General features: G+C 56.3%; 16 protein-coding genes and 1 riboswitch. Of the genes, 7 read left to right on the top strand and 9 right to left on the bottom strand.

What is annotated here, in order from left to right; all coding sequences use genetic code 11:
- Position 1 precedes the first annotated feature (1 nt).
- Together AFL22_RS11405 and nudF are read right to left on the bottom strand one after the other, a co-directional pair.
- Complete coding sequence (locus AFL22_RS11405; protein WP_008925735.1) at positions 2-427, bottom strand: DUF1249 family protein; 426 nt, start codon at positions 425-427, stop codon at positions 2-4.
- Positions 424-1,059 carry an ADP-ribose diphosphatase gene (gene nudF, locus AFL22_RS11400; RefSeq protein ID WP_033758832.1) on the bottom strand — a complete coding sequence of 212 codons (636 nt, stop codon included), beginning with the start codon at positions 1,057-1,059 and terminating at the stop codon, positions 424-426. The genes AFL22_RS11405 and nudF overlap by 4 nt, the downstream gene beginning before the upstream one ends.
- A 213-nt stretch (positions 1,060-1,272) precedes the next feature.
- Between nudF and tolC the strand changes: the two genes are divergently transcribed.
- The 3 genes from tolC to AFL22_RS11385 all read left to right on the top strand — a co-directional run bounded on the left by tolC (position 1,273) and on the right by AFL22_RS11385 (position 4,721).
- Positions 1,273-2,739, top strand: a complete 1,467-nt coding sequence (gene tolC / locus AFL22_RS11395; protein WP_052271470.1) for an outer membrane channel protein TolC — start codon at positions 1,273-1,275, stop codon at positions 2,737-2,739.
- Positions 2,740-2,881: 142 nt separating this feature from the next.
- The gene (locus tag AFL22_RS11390) at positions 2,882-3,553 is read left to right on the top strand and encodes a DUF1190 family protein (RefSeq protein WP_010249037.1); all 672 of its coding nucleotides are present in this window, start codon (positions 2,882-2,884) and stop codon (positions 3,551-3,553) included.
- A gap of 7 nt (positions 3,554-3,560) precedes the next feature.
- Positions 3,561-4,721, top strand: a complete 1,161-nt coding sequence (locus tag AFL22_RS11385) for a glutathionylspermidine synthase family protein (protein ID WP_033769850.1) — start codon at positions 3,561-3,563, stop codon at positions 4,719-4,721.
- Positions 4,722-4,772: 51 nt separating this feature from the next.
- Here the strand turns inward: AFL22_RS11385 and ygiD are convergent, their stop codons facing one another.
- On the bottom strand, positions 4,773-5,558 hold the full coding sequence (ygiD, locus tag AFL22_RS11380; RefSeq protein ID WP_052271469.1) for a 4,5-DOPA dioxygenase extradiol: 786 nt from the start codon (positions 5,556-5,558) through the stop codon (positions 4,773-4,775).
- 235 nt (positions 5,559-5,793) lie between these two features.
- A complete protein-coding gene (gene ribB / locus AFL22_RS11375) occupies positions 5,794-6,450 on the bottom strand; it encodes a 3,4-dihydroxy-2-butanone-4-phosphate synthase (protein WP_022623886.1) in 657 nt (218 codons plus the stop codon).
- Between the two features lie 110 nt (positions 6,451-6,560).
- Positions 6,561-6,718, bottom strand: a riboswitch (FMN riboswitch).
- Between the two features lie 171 nt (positions 6,719-6,889).
- Here ribB and AFL22_RS11370 point away from each other — a divergent pair.
- A complete protein-coding gene (locus tag AFL22_RS11370) occupies positions 6,890-7,279 on the top strand; it encodes an accessory factor UbiK family protein (RefSeq protein ID WP_052271468.1) in 390 nt (129 codons plus the stop codon).
- Between the two features lie 39 nt (positions 7,280-7,318).
- On the opposite strand, the gene hldE is transcribed toward AFL22_RS11370, so the two are convergent.
- From hldE to AFL22_RS11355, 3 genes are all read right to left on the bottom strand, one after another.
- On the bottom strand, positions 7,319-8,743 hold the full coding sequence (hldE, locus tag AFL22_RS11365; protein ID WP_031590883.1) for a bifunctional D-glycero-beta-D-manno-heptose-7-phosphate kinase/D-glycero-beta-D-manno-heptose 1-phosphate adenylyltransferase HldE: 1,425 nt from the start codon (positions 8,741-8,743) through the stop codon (positions 7,319-7,321).
- Between the two features lie 70 nt (positions 8,744-8,813).
- Complete coding sequence (glnE, locus tag AFL22_RS11360; protein ID WP_052271467.1) at positions 8,814-11,666, bottom strand: bifunctional [glutamate--ammonia ligase]-adenylyl-L-tyrosine phosphorylase/[glutamate--ammonia-ligase] adenylyltransferase; 2,853 nt, start codon at positions 11,664-11,666, stop codon at positions 8,814-8,816.
- Between the two features lie 33 nt (positions 11,667-11,699).
- The gene (locus tag AFL22_RS11355; protein WP_052271466.1) at positions 11,700-13,010 is read right to left on the bottom strand and encodes an inorganic triphosphatase; all 1,311 of its coding nucleotides are present in this window, start codon (positions 13,008-13,010) and stop codon (positions 11,700-11,702) included.
- 272 nt (positions 13,011-13,282) lie between these two features.
- Between AFL22_RS11355 and AFL22_RS11350 the strand changes: the two genes are divergently transcribed.
- Both AFL22_RS11350 and AFL22_RS11345 read left to right on the top strand, forming a co-directional pair.
- Positions 13,283-13,903, top strand: coding sequence for a TIGR04211 family SH3 domain-containing protein (locus AFL22_RS11350; RefSeq protein WP_010671133.1), 621 nt, complete (start codon positions 13,283-13,285; stop codon positions 13,901-13,903).
- 158 nt (positions 13,904-14,061) lie between these two features.
- Complete coding sequence (locus AFL22_RS11345) at positions 14,062-15,294, top strand: multifunctional CCA addition/repair protein (protein ID WP_052271465.1); 1,233 nt, start codon at positions 14,062-14,064, stop codon at positions 15,292-15,294.
- Positions 15,295-15,309: 15 nt separating this feature from the next.
- On the opposite strand, the gene bacA is transcribed toward AFL22_RS11345, so the two are convergent.
- Positions 15,310-16,128 (bottom strand): undecaprenyl-diphosphate phosphatase, encoded by an 819-nt coding sequence (gene bacA / locus AFL22_RS11340; RefSeq protein WP_052271464.1) that lies wholly within the window; start codon positions 16,126-16,128, stop codon positions 15,310-15,312.
- Between the two features lie 191 nt (positions 16,129-16,319).
- Positions 16,320-16,679: a bifunctional dihydroneopterin aldolase/7,8-dihydroneopterin epimerase gene (gene folB, locus AFL22_RS11335; RefSeq protein ID WP_052271463.1), complete on the bottom strand. Its 360-nt coding sequence runs from the start codon at positions 16,677-16,679 to the stop codon at positions 16,320-16,322.
- 108 nt (positions 16,680-16,787) lie between these two features.
- Here folB and plsY point away from each other — a divergent pair, with 108 nt between their 5' ends.
- A complete protein-coding gene (gene plsY, locus AFL22_RS11330) occupies positions 16,788-17,393 on the top strand; it encodes a glycerol-3-phosphate 1-O-acyltransferase PlsY (protein ID WP_010249063.1) in 606 nt (201 codons plus the stop codon).
- Positions 17,394-17,475: the final 82 nt, after the last annotated feature.

The following is a 17,475-nucleotide window of genomic DNA, read 5'->3' as shown; positions in this document are numbered from 1 at the left end:
ATCAGCAGACCGGAACTGCCATCGCACCATGTGCCAGGCAGTAGCGCAGCCAGTCTGCGAGAAACTGGTTTATCTGATGTTTTTCATCGCGCTGATGCAATTTTTTATTAGGATAATCATAGCGCGCTTTGAAACGATAGATCTGTTGAGTTGAACACACTTCGGCGACCATCGCATCGTGATAGAGCCTTACCGACATCGAGGGCAGACTCCAGTAACTCACGGCAGGCGCGACCTGGCGGATCTCCACCAGCGTGGTGTAGCGTGTGGACTCCTGGATCGTCAGCTGATAACGGGCGCCACTCACCTGATAGATCACCGATTCTCCCGCCTCATCGTTACGCGGCAGCAGGCGGCGTAACTGGGCGAAATTGGTTTCGCAGAGCCGCATCATTTCGGGAAAGTCAGGGGTATAGCGCTGTTTCATTTTTGTATCCACTCTTCGCGTAGTTTCTCATGGTGCAACGCCAGCCATTGCAGGGCGATGACAGACGCCGCATTGTCAATTATCCCCTCTTCCACCCAGCGGTAAGCCTGTTCGCGGCTCACCACATGGACAAGAATATCCTCATTCTCTTCCTCCAGACCATGGCATCCCTCTGCCTGGCTGGCATCCACTTCCCCAATCAGCACCGACAGACGTTCGCTGGTGCCGCCAGGGCTGGCCAGATAGTTAAGCATGGGCTTAATCCGGCCGACCTCTAATCCTGCTTCTTCAACGGCTTCACGGCGCACGACCTGCTCAACAGATTCACCGGGCTCAATAATGCCGGCAACCATCTCCAGCAGCCAGGGCGAAACACTGCTGTCATAAGCCGGGATGCGGATCTGTTCAATCAGCACCACTTCATCGCGTAAGGGATCATAAGGTAGCAGCACGGCGGCATGTCCGCGCTCAAAAACTTCGCGCTGTACTTCCCCACTCATTTCGCCGTTAAACTGGCGGTGGCGGAAGCGATAACGTACGACGGAAAAAAAACCATCATAGACGGTTTCGCGTGCAATAATTTCTACATCGTTTTTTGTGAAAGTCACAGGGGATTTTTTTTCTTCCGGCATCATCGGGTTCCTTATGCAGATTGAGGTGGAGCGAAAAAAGCCTGTAACCGTGCTCCATGTAAGTGGTTCTTTCTGAATTATTTACGTAAATTAGGGGGAGAAGGCACGTTCAGCCAACTTATCTCACAGTTGCCCTCTGCTAGAATCGGCGATAATTTTTTGGCTTACCCGGCAGCGCACCCACTGCAATTTGCTGCAACAAAAGGAATGCAAATGAAAAAACTGCTCCCATTTTTTATTGGGCTGAGCCTGGGCGGTTTCAGCTTCGCCAGCCAGGCCGAAGACCTGCTTCAGGTTTATCAACAAGCACGTCTGAGCAACCCGGATCTGCGCAGCGCCGCTGCCGATCGCGATTCTGCCTTTGAGAAAATCAACGAAGCGCGTAGCCCATTATTACCCCAGCTCGGCCTGGGTGCAGACTACACCTATAACAACGGCTATCGCGACAGTAGCGGTCTCCATTCCAACACGACCAGCGGCTCGCTGCAATTAACCCAGACTATTTTCGACATGTCGAAATGGCGCGCACTGACCCTGCAGGAAAAAGCTGCCGGTATCCAGGATGTGACCTATCAGGTGGCGCAGCAGGATCTGATTCTGAACACCGCGACCGCCTACTTCAACGTGCTGAAAGCGATTGATACCCTTTCTTACACCGAAGCGCAGAAACAGTCGATCTATCGCGAACTGGATCAAACTACCCAGCGCTTTAACGTTGGCCTGGTTGCCATTACTGACGTACAGAACGCCCGTGCGCAATATGACAGCGTGCTGGCTAACGAAGTGACCGCGCGTAATAACCTCGATAACAACGTGGAAACGCTGCGTCAGATTACCGGCATGGACTACATGTCGCTGGCGTCGCTGAGCATTGATCGCTTCAGAACCGATAAGCCCGAACCGGTCAGCGCGCTGCTTAAGCAGGCGGAAAGCCGTAACCTGTCCCTGCTCTCTGCGCGTCTGAACCAGGATTTAGCCCGTGAGCAGATCCGCTCCGCTGAAGCTGGTCACATGCCGACGCTGGGTCTGACGGCCTCTACCGGCATGTCGAACAGCAAATATGGCGGCAGCCGTGCGAACCAGAGCCAGGGCTCTACTGACTCCATTACCGGTACTAACCAGGTGGGTCTGAGCTTCTCACTGCCACTCTATAGCGGCGGCAGCGTCACCTCTCAGGTGAAACAGGCACAGTACAGCTTCGTCAGCGCCAGTGAATCGCTGGAAAGCGCGCACCGCTCTGCGGTTCAGACAGTCCGCTCATCGTTTAACAACGTGAATGCTTCTATCAGCAGCATCAACGCTTATAAACAGGCCGTGGTCTCTGCGCAAAGCTCTCTGGATGCGTCAGAAGCGGGCTATCAGGTTGGTACGCGTACTATCGTTGATGTGCTGGATGCAACCACCGTGCTCTACAACGCTAAGCAGCAGCTCTCTGATGCGCGCTATAGCTATCTGATTAACCAGCTGAATATCAGCTATGCGCTGGGTACGCTCAATGAGCAGAGCCTGCAGAAACTGAACAGCCAGCTGGGTAAAGAGATCCCGACCTCACCGGAAACGGTAGCACCGGAAAATGCACAGCAGACCGCGCGCGTGGATAGCGGTCCGGCGGCAACCGGCTCTTCTGAGGCAGCGCGTCCTGCGGCTCGCCACAGCAGCGGTAATCCTTTCGGTAATTAATGAGCGGACGGGCTGCTTTGCGGCCCGTCTCTCTGTTGAACGTATAACTAAGTAAAGATCCCTGTTGTATCAGGCCTCCAGCTTCAATTTTACCCCCCCATCCCCTATTCTATGCGCTACCTTTGGGCACAGGATAATCATAATGAAACGCACAAAATCTATTCGCTATGCCGCTTTTCGCAAAAGCTGGCAGGCACGCCATTTAACGCCCGTTGCTATCGCCGTTTCGGCGGTATTTATGCTGGCTGGTTGTGAACAGAACGACGAAACAGTTTCGATGTACCAGAATGCCGATGACTGTTCAAAAGCCAATCCGGGCCAGAGTGCGCAATGTACTACCGCATTCAATGAAGCGAAAAAAGAGGCGGAACGCACCGCGCCAAAATATGCCACGCGTGAAGATTGTGTCGCTGAATTTGGTGAAAACCAGTGTCAGCAGACACCGGCTCAGGCGGGCGTGGGCACCACTAATGCCGAATCGCAGCAGAGTGGCGGCAGCTTCTGGATGCCACTGATGGCAGGTTACATGATGGGTCGCATGATGGGCGGTGGTTCGGGCTTTGCACAGCAACCGCTCTTCTCACCGAAAAATGCCCGCAGCCCGGCCAATGGTCAGTTTGTTGATGCATCAGGCCGTAATTATGGTGCAGCAACATCCGGCAAAAGCATGACCGTGCCGAAAACGGCGCTGGCACCAAAACCGGCTACCACCTCCACCATTACCCGTGGTGGCTTTGGTGAAACCGTCGCGAAGCAGAACAGCATGCAGCGTAGCAGCGCCAGCGGCACTTCCAGCCGCTCAATGGGAGGCTAACGCCCCGATGGAACGCATTGCCATTTCAGAGCGCCCAGGCTGGCGCGAAAAAGCCACCGAGTTCGGTTTTCGTTTTCACACCATGCATGGTGAACCCTACTGGTGTGAAGATGCTTATTATCAGTTCACGCTGGCGCAAATCGAGCATCTGGAAGATGTGACCGCTGAATTACATCAAATGTGCCTGCAGGTGGTGGAAAAAGTGGTTAACAGCGAAGCGCTGCTGGCTAAATTCCGCATTCCTAAACACACCTGGGATTTTGTGCGCGATTCATGGCATCAGCGTCAGCCTTCGCTTTACTCTCGTCTGGATCTCGCCTGGGATGGCAAAGGCGATGTAAAGCTGCTGGAGAACAATGCCGATACGCCGACCTCGCTGTATGAAGCGGCATTTTTCCAGTGGCTGTGGCTGGAGGACCAGCTTAACGCCGGTCAGCTCCCCGCAGGCAGCGATCAGTTTAATAGCCTGCAGGAAAAGCTGATTGAACGCTTCGCCGCGTTACATCAGCAGCACGGCTTCAACTGGCTGCACTTCGCCTGCTGCCGTGACACCGACGAAGATCGCGGCACCGTGCAATATCTTCAGGATTGCGCCACCGAAGCGGGACTGCCGAGTGAGTTTCTTTACATGGATGAAATTGGACTGGGCGAAAAAGGGGAATTTACCGACGCCCAGGATCAGGTGATTAGCAACCTGTTCAAGCTCTATCCGTGGGAATTCATGCTGCGTGAGATGTTCTCCACCAAGCTGGGCGATGCTGGCGTGCGCTGGCTGGAACCGGCCTGGAAAAGCATTATCTCGAATAAAGCCTTACTGCCGCTGCTGTGGGAGATGTTCCCGAATCACCCTAATCTGCTGCCCGCCTGGTTCGCGGAAGATGACGTGCCGCACATGGACAAATATGTGGTGAAGCCGCTGTTTTCACGTGAAGGTGCCAACATTCGCATCGTGGAAAATGGTCAGGAGATCGCCCGCGTCGATGGACCCTATGGCGAAGAGGGAATGATCGTCCAGCAGTTCCATCCGCTGCCTAAGTTTGGCGACAGCTATACGCTGATTGGCAGCTGGCTGATTGACGATCAACCGGCCGGTATCGGCCTGCGGGAAGATCGCGACCTGATCACGCAGGATCTTTCCCGTTTCTATCCGCACGCTTTTATTGGTTAATGCAGCGCGATAATAACAGGCCAGCTTCTGGCCTGTTTTCTTCTGGCTTCCCTAACCTACCTGAACCGACAACATGCTGATCGCCCCCATCTCCATGCCATCAACCGGAATGCTGATGGCGTCATCTGGCTGACGTGCGCCAAGTACATAGAGCAGCGGCAGATAGTGCTCAGGTGTCGGATTAGAAAGCGCCGCACCAGGATGATCCATAAACTTAACCAGCGGATGAGAAGCAGCATCGCTCTGCACCGCCAGGTTATCGCGGACAAACTGTTCAAAACTGCTGGCCCATGGATAAACTTCGCTGTTGCCATCCCAGCGCACTTTACGCAGGTTATGTACCACGTTGCCGCTGGCAACGATCATCACGCCCTGATCGCGCAGTGCAGCCAGTTTCTGGCCCATCTCAAAGTGCCATGCCGCAGGTTTGGTGCCATCAATGCTTAGCTGGACCACCGGAATATCGGCCTCCGGATACATCTTGATCAGTACACCCCAGGAACCATGATCCAGTCCCCACTCGTGATCCAGCGTCACCGCAACGGGCGCTAACTGCTCCACCAGCTGCTGCGCCAGTTCAGGCGATCCCGGTGCCGGATAGCGCGTATCAAACAGCGCCTGCGGAAAGCCCCCAAAATCATGAATGGTCTCAGGCTGTGCGATTGCCGTCACGGCGGTACCGCGCGTATACCAGTGCGCCGAAACCGCAATAATCGCGCGTGGACGTGGCAGAGTATCGCCCAGGTGACGCCACGCGGCGGTATAGCGATTCTCTTCAAGGGCATTCATCGGGCTGCCGTGACCCAAAAACAGCGCTGGCATTCGTAACTGGCTCATTCGTGATCCCCGGGATCGAGTATTTGATAGCCATTACGATACGCGCATCCGCTGCTTTATCACGCGGATAACCATGATGGTGATCATCAGGAAATTTGAATGAAATTTTACGTAGCAGGTTTAACAGCGTTTCGACATGAAGGAAAGAGGAGTAGTCAGCGGTCAGGCCGCGCCATCCCTGGGCGGCAGGAAGAAAAACAGGCCCAGGAGGGGCCTGTTTATCGCGGCAGCCAGATTAGCTGGCGTGGCGTGTTTCGTGCGCGCGACGCCAGGCGATCAGATCTTCGATGGTCACCACCGGCATGTTGTGCTGACGGGCGAACGCAATCGCTTCTGGCGCATGGGCCATGGTGCCATCGTCGTTGGTCAGTTCGCACAGCACACCTGCGGGCTTAAAGCCGGCCAGGGTGACTAAATCAATAGTCGCTTCGGTATGCCCGCCACGGGTTAATACGCCGCCTTCGCTGGCACGCAGCGGGAAGACATGACCAGGGCGATGCAGATCGGTGGGTTTGGCATTGTCGGCAATGGCGGCGCGGATGGTGGTGATACGATCCTGCGCGGAGACGCCCGTGGTGACGCCTTCTGCGGCCTCAATGGTCACGGTGAAGCCAGTGCCGAAAGAGCTGGTGTTGTTTTCCACCATCATTGGCAGATCGAGCTGCTGGCGACGCGCTTCGGTCAGGCAAAGGCAGACGATGCCGCTGCCGTGACGGATAGTCAGTGCCATCTGTTCAACGGTCATGGTTTCTGCGGCGAAGATCATGTCGCCTTCGTTTTCGCGATTTTCATCGTCGAGTACCATCACACCGCGTCCCTCACGCAGGGCGGCGATAGCACGTTCTACACGCTGTTCAGGCGTGCCAAATTCAGAAAGTAGCGTCTGATTCATGGTAATAAAAACCTTAAAATGTATGGGTTACCAGAATCAGGGCGTGCTTAGGAGTGACGTCAAAAAGACGTGGCAATAACGTGAAGCAGACACAATTGTCCGACAGATGTCGTTACCCTCTCCCATCCGGACTGTAACCGTCGGCCCCGGAATTACACCGGATCTGCTGACCTTTACCTCTCTTTTCATCAAGATAAAGCGCTCGCGGGCTTTCAGCCGAAGCTGATTTACCGCCGGTGGGGAATTGCGCCCCGCCCTGAGAATAAGCACTTTAACTATAACGCCGATCGTTTGAGGCGGCAATCATCAATAGCGCAATTGCTTTTGCATTTCCTGCGTTACCGATTTGAGGTTTATCCTTTTCATTTCTGGCATTACACTTAACACTTATTACGTTGGTAAACACGCTGACACAGCTCCCCGTAACCAGGAAATCATCATGATCGACACGAAAAAAATTGAACAACTTGCCCGTCAGGTTCACGAAGCGATGCCTAAAGGTGTTCGTGAGTTTGGTGATGATGTCGAAAAGAAAATTCGTCAGGTTCTTCAGGCGCAGCTGACCCGGATGGATCTGGTCAACCGTGAGGAGTTTGATGTGCAGACGCAGGTATTACTGCGTACACGTGAGAAGCTGGCGGCGCTGGAGCAGCGTCTGGCGCAGCTGGAAAGTCAGGGTTCATCAGCCGGTACGCCGCCGACGGCAACCGCACCAGTAACACCTGCTGCCGCGACCACACCATCAGCCGCCGTAGCGACCTCATCTGCAGCCTCGCCGTCACCGGTTGCGGACGTGGTGAAACCTGTAGTGGACAACAAGCCAGAGTAAGCCCTTAAGCGGGAGCGCGGCTCCCGCTTACGCCGCGCTTTAGCTGCCGCGGATGGTTTTGATAATGTTAGTAGTAGAGATACCATCTTCGAAGTTCAGCACCTGAACGTCGCCGCCATTTGCCCACACTTCTTTGCTGCCCGCGATATCTTCCGGCTTGTAATCTCCCCCTTTGACCAGCAGGTCAGGGAGAATGCCCGCAATCAGCCTCTGCGGCGTATCCTCTTCAAATACCACCACCCAGTCGACTGCTTCCAGCGCGCCCAGCACGATCATCCGGTTTTCCTGCGGATTCACCGGACGGCTTTCGCCTTTCAGACGTTTAGTCGACGCATCGCTGTTCACCGCGACAATCAGTCGATCGCCGAGCTTGCGGGCATTTGCCAGGTAGGAGACATGACCGGCATGCAGAATGTCGAACACGCCGTTGGTCATCACCACTTTTTCTCCACGGCGGCGGGCCATCTCAACGGCGGCTTTTAACTGCGCTTCGGTCATGATGCCGAAACCCTGTTCCGGGCGGGCATGAATCGCATTTTCCAGCTCAACGGTGCTGACGGTGGACGTACCCAGTTTACCCACCACCACACCCGCAGCCGCGTTGGCCAGGAAACAGGCTTCTTCCAGCGAATCACCGGCCGCTAATGCCGCCGCCAGCACGCCAATCACCGTATCGCCGGCACCGGTCACGTCATAGACTTCCTGTGCCTGGGTGGGCAGATGCAGAGGCGCTTTGCCCGGCTGCAGCAGCGTCATGCCATTTTCTGAACGGGTCACCAGCAGCGCGGAGAGGTCAAAATCGGCGATCAGCTGGGTGCCGCGCGCCACAATTTCCTCTTCGTTTTTACATTTGCCGACCACGGCTTCAAACTCAGAGAGGTTCGGCGTCAGCAGCGTCGCGCCACGGTAGCGCGCAAAATCGGTGCCTTTCGGATCAATTAATACCGGTACGCCCGCTTCGCGCGCCAGAGTAATCATGGTCTGCACGCTGGAGAGCGCACCTTTGGCGTAATCGGACAGCACCAGCGCACCCGCGGCGGCCAGTGACTCACGCATTTTCTGGTGAATCGGCTCCGGATCGACCTGATCAAAGCCCTCTTCAAAATCGAGACGGATCAGCTGCTGATTACGGGAAAGCACGCGCAGTTTGGTAATGGTCGGATGGCTTTTGACCGCCACGAAGTCACAATGCACGTTGACGTCTTTCAGCGTGTTACTCAACACACGCGCCGCATCATCTTCGCCAGTCAGGCCAATCAGGCGCGACGCGGCACCGAGTGCTGCAATGTTCATCGCCACGTTTGCCGCGCCGCCAGGGCGCTCTTCAACCGTGTCCACTTTCACCACCGGAACCGGCGCTTCAGGGGAGATACGGCTGGTTGGGCCATACCAGTAACGATCCAACATTACATCGCCAACAACCAGCACTGAGGCTTGGCCGAACGCGGGCAGAGTCACTTTCATTCCAGACACTCCAGACTGCATTAAAAATAGTGCGCGGATGATAGCACAGTTGCGATTTGTGCTATCAGCATCACGCCAGGATAGACGCAGGCGTTATCAGCCAGCGCTGCCAGCTGCTCAGAACCGTCTGCCGCTCCGCTGCATAGGCCTCTGGCTCAACGTGGCCGGGCTGTTCCTGCAGGGCGCGATGGTGCAATGCGTCACGCAGCGTCACATAAGCCTGCGTCAGCGCCTGTGCTTCATCGGCGGGCATTTTATGGTACTTCGCCATCAGCTCGAAAATGCGCACATTGTCAGACCAGCGCGTCAGTTCAGGCTGCTCAGCGGCGTAGCGTAAGACAAGATATTGGGCGATGAATTCAATATCGGTGATGCCGCCCGCGTCGGCTTTGATATCCCAGCGACCTTTATGTTTGTTGCTGAGGTGTGTGCGCATCTTTTCACGCATCTCACGCACTTCCGTTTGCAGCGCTTCGGCGGCACGTGGCAGCGACAGAATCGCCTGACGAAGCACGCTGAAACGTTCACCCAGTGCCGCCTCGCCAAAGACGACGCGTGCCCTGACCAGCGCCTGATGCTCCCAGGTCCAGGCTTCACTGCGCTGATACTCTTCAAAGGCCTCAAAGGTACTGACCAGCATGCCCGCCGCGCCCGAAGGACGCAGGCGCGCATCCACTTCGTAGAGAATGCCGGAGGAGGTGCGGGTACTGAAAAGATGCATGATGCGCTGGGCGAGGCGCAGATAGAACTGGCGGCCATCGATGCTGCGCTCCCCTTCTGTCACCGCGTCTGCCGGGCAGTCATGCAGGAACACCAAATCGAGGTCAGAACTGTAACCCAGCTCCCAGCCCCCCAGTTTGCCGTAGCCCAGCACGGCAAAACCGCGTTCATGTTCATTACTCAGATGCGAAGGACGGCCGTAACGCTGCACCATCATATTCCACGCCTGGCGCACCACAGATTCGATAATCGCTTCAGCCAGCCAGGTGAGATGATCGCTGACTTTCATCACCGGCAGCGTTCCGGCGATGTCGGCGGCAGCAATACGCAGATGCTGTGCCTGCTTAAACTGCCGCACCGCTTCCAGCTGCTGCTCTTCGTCCTCGGTAGGGATGCGCAGCAGATACTGTCGCAGCTCATCGCGATAGGCATCGGTGGCGGTTGGCTGATAGAGCGTGGCGGGATCGAGCAGTTCATCCAGCAATAAGGGATGACGCGCCAGCTGGCTGGCTATCATCGGTGAGGCGGCGCACAGGAGAATTAAGTGGCGCAGCGCACCGTGATATTCGGTCAGCAGCTCCAGATAGGTGCTGCGGGTCAGCACGCCGATCAGCAGCGGCGTCAGGCGGCCGAGCGTCACCGCCGCATCTTCACGCGGGCAGACTTCGCTCAGCAGACGCGGCATCAGCTGGTCCAGCGCCTGACGGCCACGCGGGCCGATGGTGCGCCGGTTGATATCCTGACGAAACGCCTCCAGCGTCTGGTGCAGCGTAAGCCGCTGCTCGTCACTGAGCTGCGGCACCAGCGGCGCCAGTTCGCTATCCTCCAGCTGGTCCTGCCACAGCACCTGAAACTCTGCCAGCTCACGCTGATCGCCAATCTCAGGGGTATCTTCGCCAATCAGCTCGTCGAAGATAGCGCGCACCGCCGCCATCTGGCCGTCGAGCCGGGTCATCAGAGCAGGCCAGTCGGCACAATCCATCGCCCACGCCAGCCGGGCGCGATGCAGTTCATCCTCTGGCAGGGTCTGGGTCTGCTCGTCGCCCAGGCTTTGCAGCAGATTCTCTAGCCGCCGCAGGAACAGGTAGGCAACACGCAACGCATCGACCTGTTCCGCGGGCAGCAGGGCCAGGGCTTTGATCGCCTCCAGCGTCGGCAGCAGTGAGCGCAGCTGTAATGAGCGCTCACGCCCGCCGCGAATCAGCTGGAATACCTGCACGATAAATTCGGTTTCACGGATGCCGCCCGCACCCAGTTTGATATTGTTTTTTAGCCCGCGTCGCCGCACTTCGCGGCTGATCATCCCTTTCATGTTACGCAGTGACTGGATCACGCTGAAGTCGATGTAGCGGCGGTAAACGAATGGCCGCAGCATCTGCTGCAGCTCCAGGCTCCAGCGATCGTGGTCATCACCCATCAGCCGCGCCTTGACCATGGCGTAACGCTCCCAGTCGCGTCCCTGCTCCTGGTAATAATCTTCCAGCGCGGCAAAGCTCATCACCAGCGGGCCGCTGTCGCCAAACGGGCGCAGCCGCATATCCACCCGATAGACAAAACCATCCATGGTGGGTTGATCCAGCACTTTAATCAGCCGCTGTCCCATGCGGGTAAAGAACTGAGCGTTGTCGAGTTCACGCCGTCCGCCACGCGTTGTGCCGTTTTCCGGCCAGGCAAAAATCAGGTCAATATCAGAAGAAAAATTGAGTTCGCCGCCGCCCAGCTTGCCCATGCCCAGAATCAGCATCGGCTGCGCGTCGCCGTCCGCATTACAGGGCGTACCAAAATCACGACAGCAATCCTGATAAACCCAGTCACGCGCCCGGCTGATCAGCACTTCGGCTAATGCGCTGAGCTGTTGCAGGCTCTGTTCGGTTGTGGCGTGCTGCAGAGACTGCATCCAGGCGATGCGTACCAGCATACGGCGACGAAACAGCCGCAGTTCACGCATCAGGCTCGCTTCACTGTCGATGCCGCTAAGCGCCTGATTGAGCCACGCAGAGTAGTGTTGCCACTCATCAGGCTGCGGCGGCTGGTCGAGCATCGCCTGCCACCAATCGGGATGTTGTTGCAGGTTTTCCAGCACAAAATCGCTGAAAGCCAGTCCGGCAGCCTGCTCCGGGCTTAACGAAGCCAGCGGAACCCCAATCTGTCGGGCGGCCTCTTCGGCCTGGTCGCGTAGCAACGCGGGAAGTGCTGACAACATAACTCCCTCCTTGATGGCGTGACGGAATGTCCTTTAGCGGCCAGCGCCGCTGGTGAGCCAGAACGGAGGCTGTTTCAGCGCCTGCATCGCCAGCCAGGCTAACCCGGACGTCTGTTTTTCATGAATTGCCGACAGCAGCTGTTGCCACGGGTCGAGCCAGCTGACGACCGCCTCAGACGGATAGAATCCCGCCAGCAGGTGGACGGTAAGCAATTGACGCGCCAGACGGGTAGCTTTGTCCTGATACTCGTTGGGTTGTTTTACCGTGATGAACGTTTCTCTCAGATCGGCGTTGACGCGGCTCAGCATAATGTCGCTGAAGCGTTTATAGGACCCCTGCAGCTTGGCTTCCCCTTTGGCATCGATCCACTGACGCCACTGAGATTCAGCCAGCCAGTGTGTCAGCGCCAGCTGCGTCTCAACCGAGAGGGAAGATAAGCAGAAATTGGCAGCATCCTGCTCTTCATTCACCAGCGTCTCTTCCAGCGTGGTCAGCTGCTGACGCAGCGCACTGCTGGCTTTACGCGGCACCAGCGCACCAAACAGGCTGAACGCCTGACGCAGCAGATCCAGCGCTTCGCGCACCGCATCCTGGGCCGCCGCATTGCCGCGCAGCCAGACTTCTTCATGATATTGCCAGTGATGAAGTCCTGCCGACATCGCGGCCACCATGCCCTGCTCTACGGTGGCTTTGGCGCCCGCTTTCAGCAGCGGGAAAGGCTGTATCTGGCGCGGCGGATTACCCTGCGCCAGCTGATAGCCGCGGGCAGCTTTGCTCAGGCTGCCCATACGCAGACCGCCCAGCGCCACCAGCTGCTGTGCGAAGGCCAGCAGATCCTGGCGTTCGCCACGTTTCAGCTCCAGCTCGATCTCGCACAGCGGTTCGCTGAGATCACCTGCCGTGACCTCGCCCTGATCAAACGCCACTTCAATTTCACTGTTGCCTGTGGTGATCAGCCAGATCTCGCGCTGGAAATGGGTGGTGAACAGGGGCTGCAAGCGCGGCTGCAGCGCTGCGACATCGGTGCCCTGCGGCCAGATCTCTGCCGGCAGGCGTGCAATGTCCAGAACCGGTTCGCTGAGCTCAACGTTGTATTCCGGACGCTGATGCAGTCCGCCGAGCGTCTGCCCCGCCGCTTTCAGCGTCATTTCATAACGCTGGTCTACGCCGCGGATACGCAATCCCATATTCCAGCGTCGTAGCTGGTTGTCGTCGGTTTCAAAGTAGATGTTGGTCAGCTCGCGAGCAGCCTGATGCTGATGCGGCAGAGTGGAGAGCAGTTCAGCCAGTTTCCCGGCCGCCTGTGGAGTTGCAATGAACTTTAGTTCGATTTCGATGGTCATAATTTTTTATTCACTACGCCGCTGGCACTTAAGAGGGTGTTTCCTGCATATTTCAGGCGATTATCAGCAGGTTACTCAAGCTGTCGCCTGGAGGGCAAGGGGTTATCAGGCGAAGATTAATGCACAGAAGCCGCGCTGTCTCTGCTTTCTTTGCTCTTTCGCAGACCTTTTCGCACTCTCATGAGACCAGGATAGTTCTCATTCAGATTTATGCGAGGCCTCTCCAGACTGTGCCGGTAAATTTTTAGTCAGACTAAGCCAAACGAAATCGAATGAAAAAAATTACTCTCGCTGGACTCACTTTGCTGGCCCTTAGCACCCTTGCACCTGCCCATGCCGAAGAAAAACGCTATGTTTCTGATGAACTTTCAACCTGGGTTCGCAGCGGACCGGGCGATCAGTTTCGCCTGCTCGGTAAGCTGAACGCCGGGGAAGAGGTGCAGCTGTTACAGACCAACAATGACACGCATTATGGCCAGATCCGTGATTCGGAAGGCCGTACCACCTGGATTCCCCTGTCGCAGCTCAGTGCTAATCCGAGCCTGCGCACCCGGGTGCCTCAGCTTGAGCAGCAGGTGAAAGATCTGACCGCCAAACTGGATAACATCGACAACAGCTGGAACCAGCGCACGGCTGAGATGCAGAACAAAGTCGCCAGCAGCGACGGCGTTATCAACGGGCTGAAAGGCGAGAATCAGAAGCTGAAAAATGAGCTGATCGTCGCGCAGAAGAAAGTCAGCGCCGCTAACGTTCAGCTGGATGATAAGCAGCGCACCATCATCATGCAGTGGTTTATGTATGGCGGCGGCGTGCTGGGCGTCGGCCTGCTGCTGGGCCTGTTACTGCCGCACATGCTGCCGCGCCGTAAGAAAAGCGATCGCTGGATGAACTGACACCATTTAGCCGGATTTGAGCAGGGGATCGCAGGATCCCCCTTTTGGCATGTCTGCAATCCGGGGAATCTGTGCAACAATAAAATGAGATGCACCGCTGATTTCAGGCGCGGGATGCGCCCGGCGTGCAGGTCATTTCTTTTTCTCTGGAGTTTTGCGTGAAGACGTTTCTTGTTGGCGGTGCGGTGCGTGATGCGCTGCTGAATCTGCCGGTTACAGACAAAGATTGGGTGGTGACAGGTTCCACGCCCGAAGCCATGCTTGAGCAGGGCTATCACCAGGTCGGTCGCGATTTTCCCGTTTTCCTGCATCCCGTCAGTCGCGAAGAGTATGCGCTGGCACGTACCGAGCGGAAAAACGGGAAAGGCTACACCGGTTTTGTCACCTGGTCCGCGCCCGACGTGACGCTGGAGCAGGACTTACAGCGCCGCGATCTGACCATCAATGCGATTGCGCAGGATGAAAACGGCGTGCTGATTGATCCTTATAATGGCCAGCGTGATATTGCCCTGCGCCTGCTGCGTCACGTCTCTGACGCCTTCAGTGAAGATCCGCTGCGGGTACTGCGCGTTGCGCGCTTTGCGGCGCGTTTTGCCCATCTCAACTTTCGTATTGCCCCCGAAACTCAGCTGCTGATGCGGCAGATGGCCGAAAGCGGCGAGCTGTCGAATCTCACTGCTGAGCGGGTGTGGAAAGAGACGGAAAAGGCGCTGAGTTCCCGTAATCCGCAGGTCTATTTTCAGGTCCTGCGCGACTGCGGTGCATTGCAGGTGCTGTTTCCTGAGCTGGATAATCTGTTTGGTATTCCTGCGCCGATTAAGTGGCACCCGGAAATCGATACCGGTGTTCATACGCTGATGACACTGGCGATGGCCGCCGCCCTCTCCAGTGAGATCGAGGTGCGCTTCGCCACGCTGTTCCATGACGTCGGCAAGGCGCTGACGCCGCCTGAGTTGTGGCCCAGCCACCACGGTCATGGCCTGGCGGGCGTTCCCCTGGTCGAGGCGCTGTGCCAGCGACTGCGGGTGCCAAACGCGATTCGCGATCTGGCGCTGATTGTGACCGAATTTCACGACGTGGTGCACACCATTGAACGGCAATCTGCCGCGTCGCTGGTAGCACTGTTTGACCGAATCGATGCCTGGCGTAAGCCGCAGCGCGTTGAGCAGATGGCGCTGACCAGTGAAGCGGATGCGCGCGGGCGAGCCGGACTGGAGAGCATGGCTTATCCGCAGGGCGACTATCTGCGTCGTGCTTTTGCGCTGGCGCAGGCGGTGCCGACCAAAGCGGTGGTCGAAGCGGGATTTAAAGGTGCAGAAGTGCGGGAAGAGTTGACGCGACGACGGATTGACGCCGTCGCGCAGGGTCTGGCGATTACGCAGCCTGACTAGCAGGCTGCGTGAGCTTTACATGAAGACCATGTAAACCGCGGCTGCCACAATAAAGCGGTAGATCGCGAACGAGACAAATGAGATGCGTTTGATCAGCTGAAGGAAGGCTTTAATCGCAATCAGCGCCACGATAAACGCCGTGACAAAGCCCACCGCGAACATCGGGAAATCCTCCATCGTCAGGAAGCCGATGCTCTTGTACAAATCCAGTACGGTTGCCCCCATCATCATTGGCACTGCCAGGATGAAGGAGAACTCCGACGCGGCATAGCGGCTCACGCCCATCAGCATGCCACCGGAAATGGTTGCACCGGAACGTGAGAAGCCCGGCCACAGCGCTAAGCACTGGAAACAGCCAATCATCAACGCCTGACGATAGGTAATATCATCGACGCCCACCGCTTTCGGCTGTTTTGGCTTAAGGTACTCAGCTGCCAGCAGCAGCACACCACCTACCACCAGGGCGTACATCACGTTGATCGGATTAAACAGCGTTTTGATCTGATCGTGCAGCACCAGACCCACGACCACCGCCGGTACCATACCCAGCAGGATATGGATCAGCGACAGACGGCCAGTGCCGACGCCTTCATGTTTGACTTCGCCAAAGTGGATGCCGATCAGGCCAAACAGACGGCGCCAGAACATCACTACTACAGCCAGAATCGATCCTAACTGGATCACAACTTCAAAGGTCTCGGCTTTTTCACCCTCAAAGCCCAGCAGGTGACCCACTATAATCATGTGCCCTGTGGAAGAGACCGGTAAAAATTCGGTCAGCCCTTCCACAACGCCCAGGATTGCAGCTACCCAAAGCTGATGAATATCTGCCATCAAATGTTTCCTCTATCCGTTTCAAAACCATTAAAAAGGCGGTAGCGCGTGGCTATCGCCTGAAATCATGCCGCTATCAGCCTGAATTAAACCTTAAGGTCTACACCATTTCGCCTGCTGTAACGAAACGGTACACGCTATGACAGACAGTAATTTGGTTTGGTTTCATTGTGATGGCAATCACATCGTATTTATTTAGGAATAGTCCCGCGCTCAATTCGCACGCCAACCTGTGCTGCCTGGGCTACAGCCCCCGGTTTGCTTACCTTTATGCGGACGCCAGGCGAATTGAAACGGTTCATCAACAGATCCGCGATTTCTTCAGCAACCCGTTCAACCAGCGCAAAACGACTGCTGGTAAGATGCGTCAGAATCGCCGAGGAGACATCCGCATAGCTGAGACAATCTTTCACATCGTCGCTGCTGGCCGCCAGACGGTTATCCCAGGCCATTTCGACATCGAGCACCAGCTTCTGCTGTATGCCCTGTTCCCAGTCGTAAACGCCAATAGTGGTGAAGACCGTGAGTTGTTCTATAAATACGATATCCATGATGAGAGTCTCTGTTTTTGGCTAAGCCGGATACCACTTCCGGCTGATTATGCGTATTATCCACGGTTAAAGAGATCAAAACGACCCTAAAGGGAACGGTACGGTGTTATGAGTGCTTTCGCGCTTGGTATGATTATTTTCGCGTATCTTTGCGGTTCGATTTCCAGTGCGATTCTGGTTTGCAAACTCGCTGGCCTGCCCGATCCTCGCACACACGGTTCCGGCAATCCGGGTGCCACTAACGTCCTGCGTCTGGGGGGTAAAACCGCAGCAGCCAGCGTATTAGTGTTTGATGTGCTGAAAGGGATGGTGCCGGTCTGGCTGGCCTATCTGATGCACGTGACTCCGCTCTATCTCGGTCTGACCGCCATTGCCGCCTGTCTGGGTCATATCTATCCGGTGTTCTTTCACTTTCGCGGTGGCAAGGGTGTGGCGACGGCATTTGGCGCGATTGCGCCGATTGGCTGGGACTTAACCGGGCTGGTCACCGGCACCTGGCTGTTAACGGTCTTACTCAGCGGCTATTCCTCGCTGGGTGCCATCGTCAGTGCGCTGATCGCGCCTTTTTATGTCTGGTGGTTCAAACCGCAGTTCACCTTCCCGGTTTCCATGCTCTCCTGTCTGATCCTGCTGCGTCATCACGACAATATTCAGCGGCTGTGGCGGGGTCAGGAAGGCAAGATCTGGAAGCGCAAAAAGAAATCTCAGCCATAAAAAAAGCTGGCCTGAAGGTGTCGACAAAGTCTGGCTTTATGTCCGCGACTGCGCAGGAAACAGGGTCAGATCGGAAAGACGC

Source organism: Pantoea sp. CFSAN033090 (genome assembly GCF_001264395.1).
Classification (GTDB): domain Bacteria; phylum Pseudomonadota; class Gammaproteobacteria; order Enterobacterales; family Enterobacteriaceae; genus Pantoea; species Pantoea agglomerans.
The sequence above is the reverse complement of the archived record's forward strand: the minus strand, read 5'-3'. Positions and strand labels throughout refer to the sequence as shown.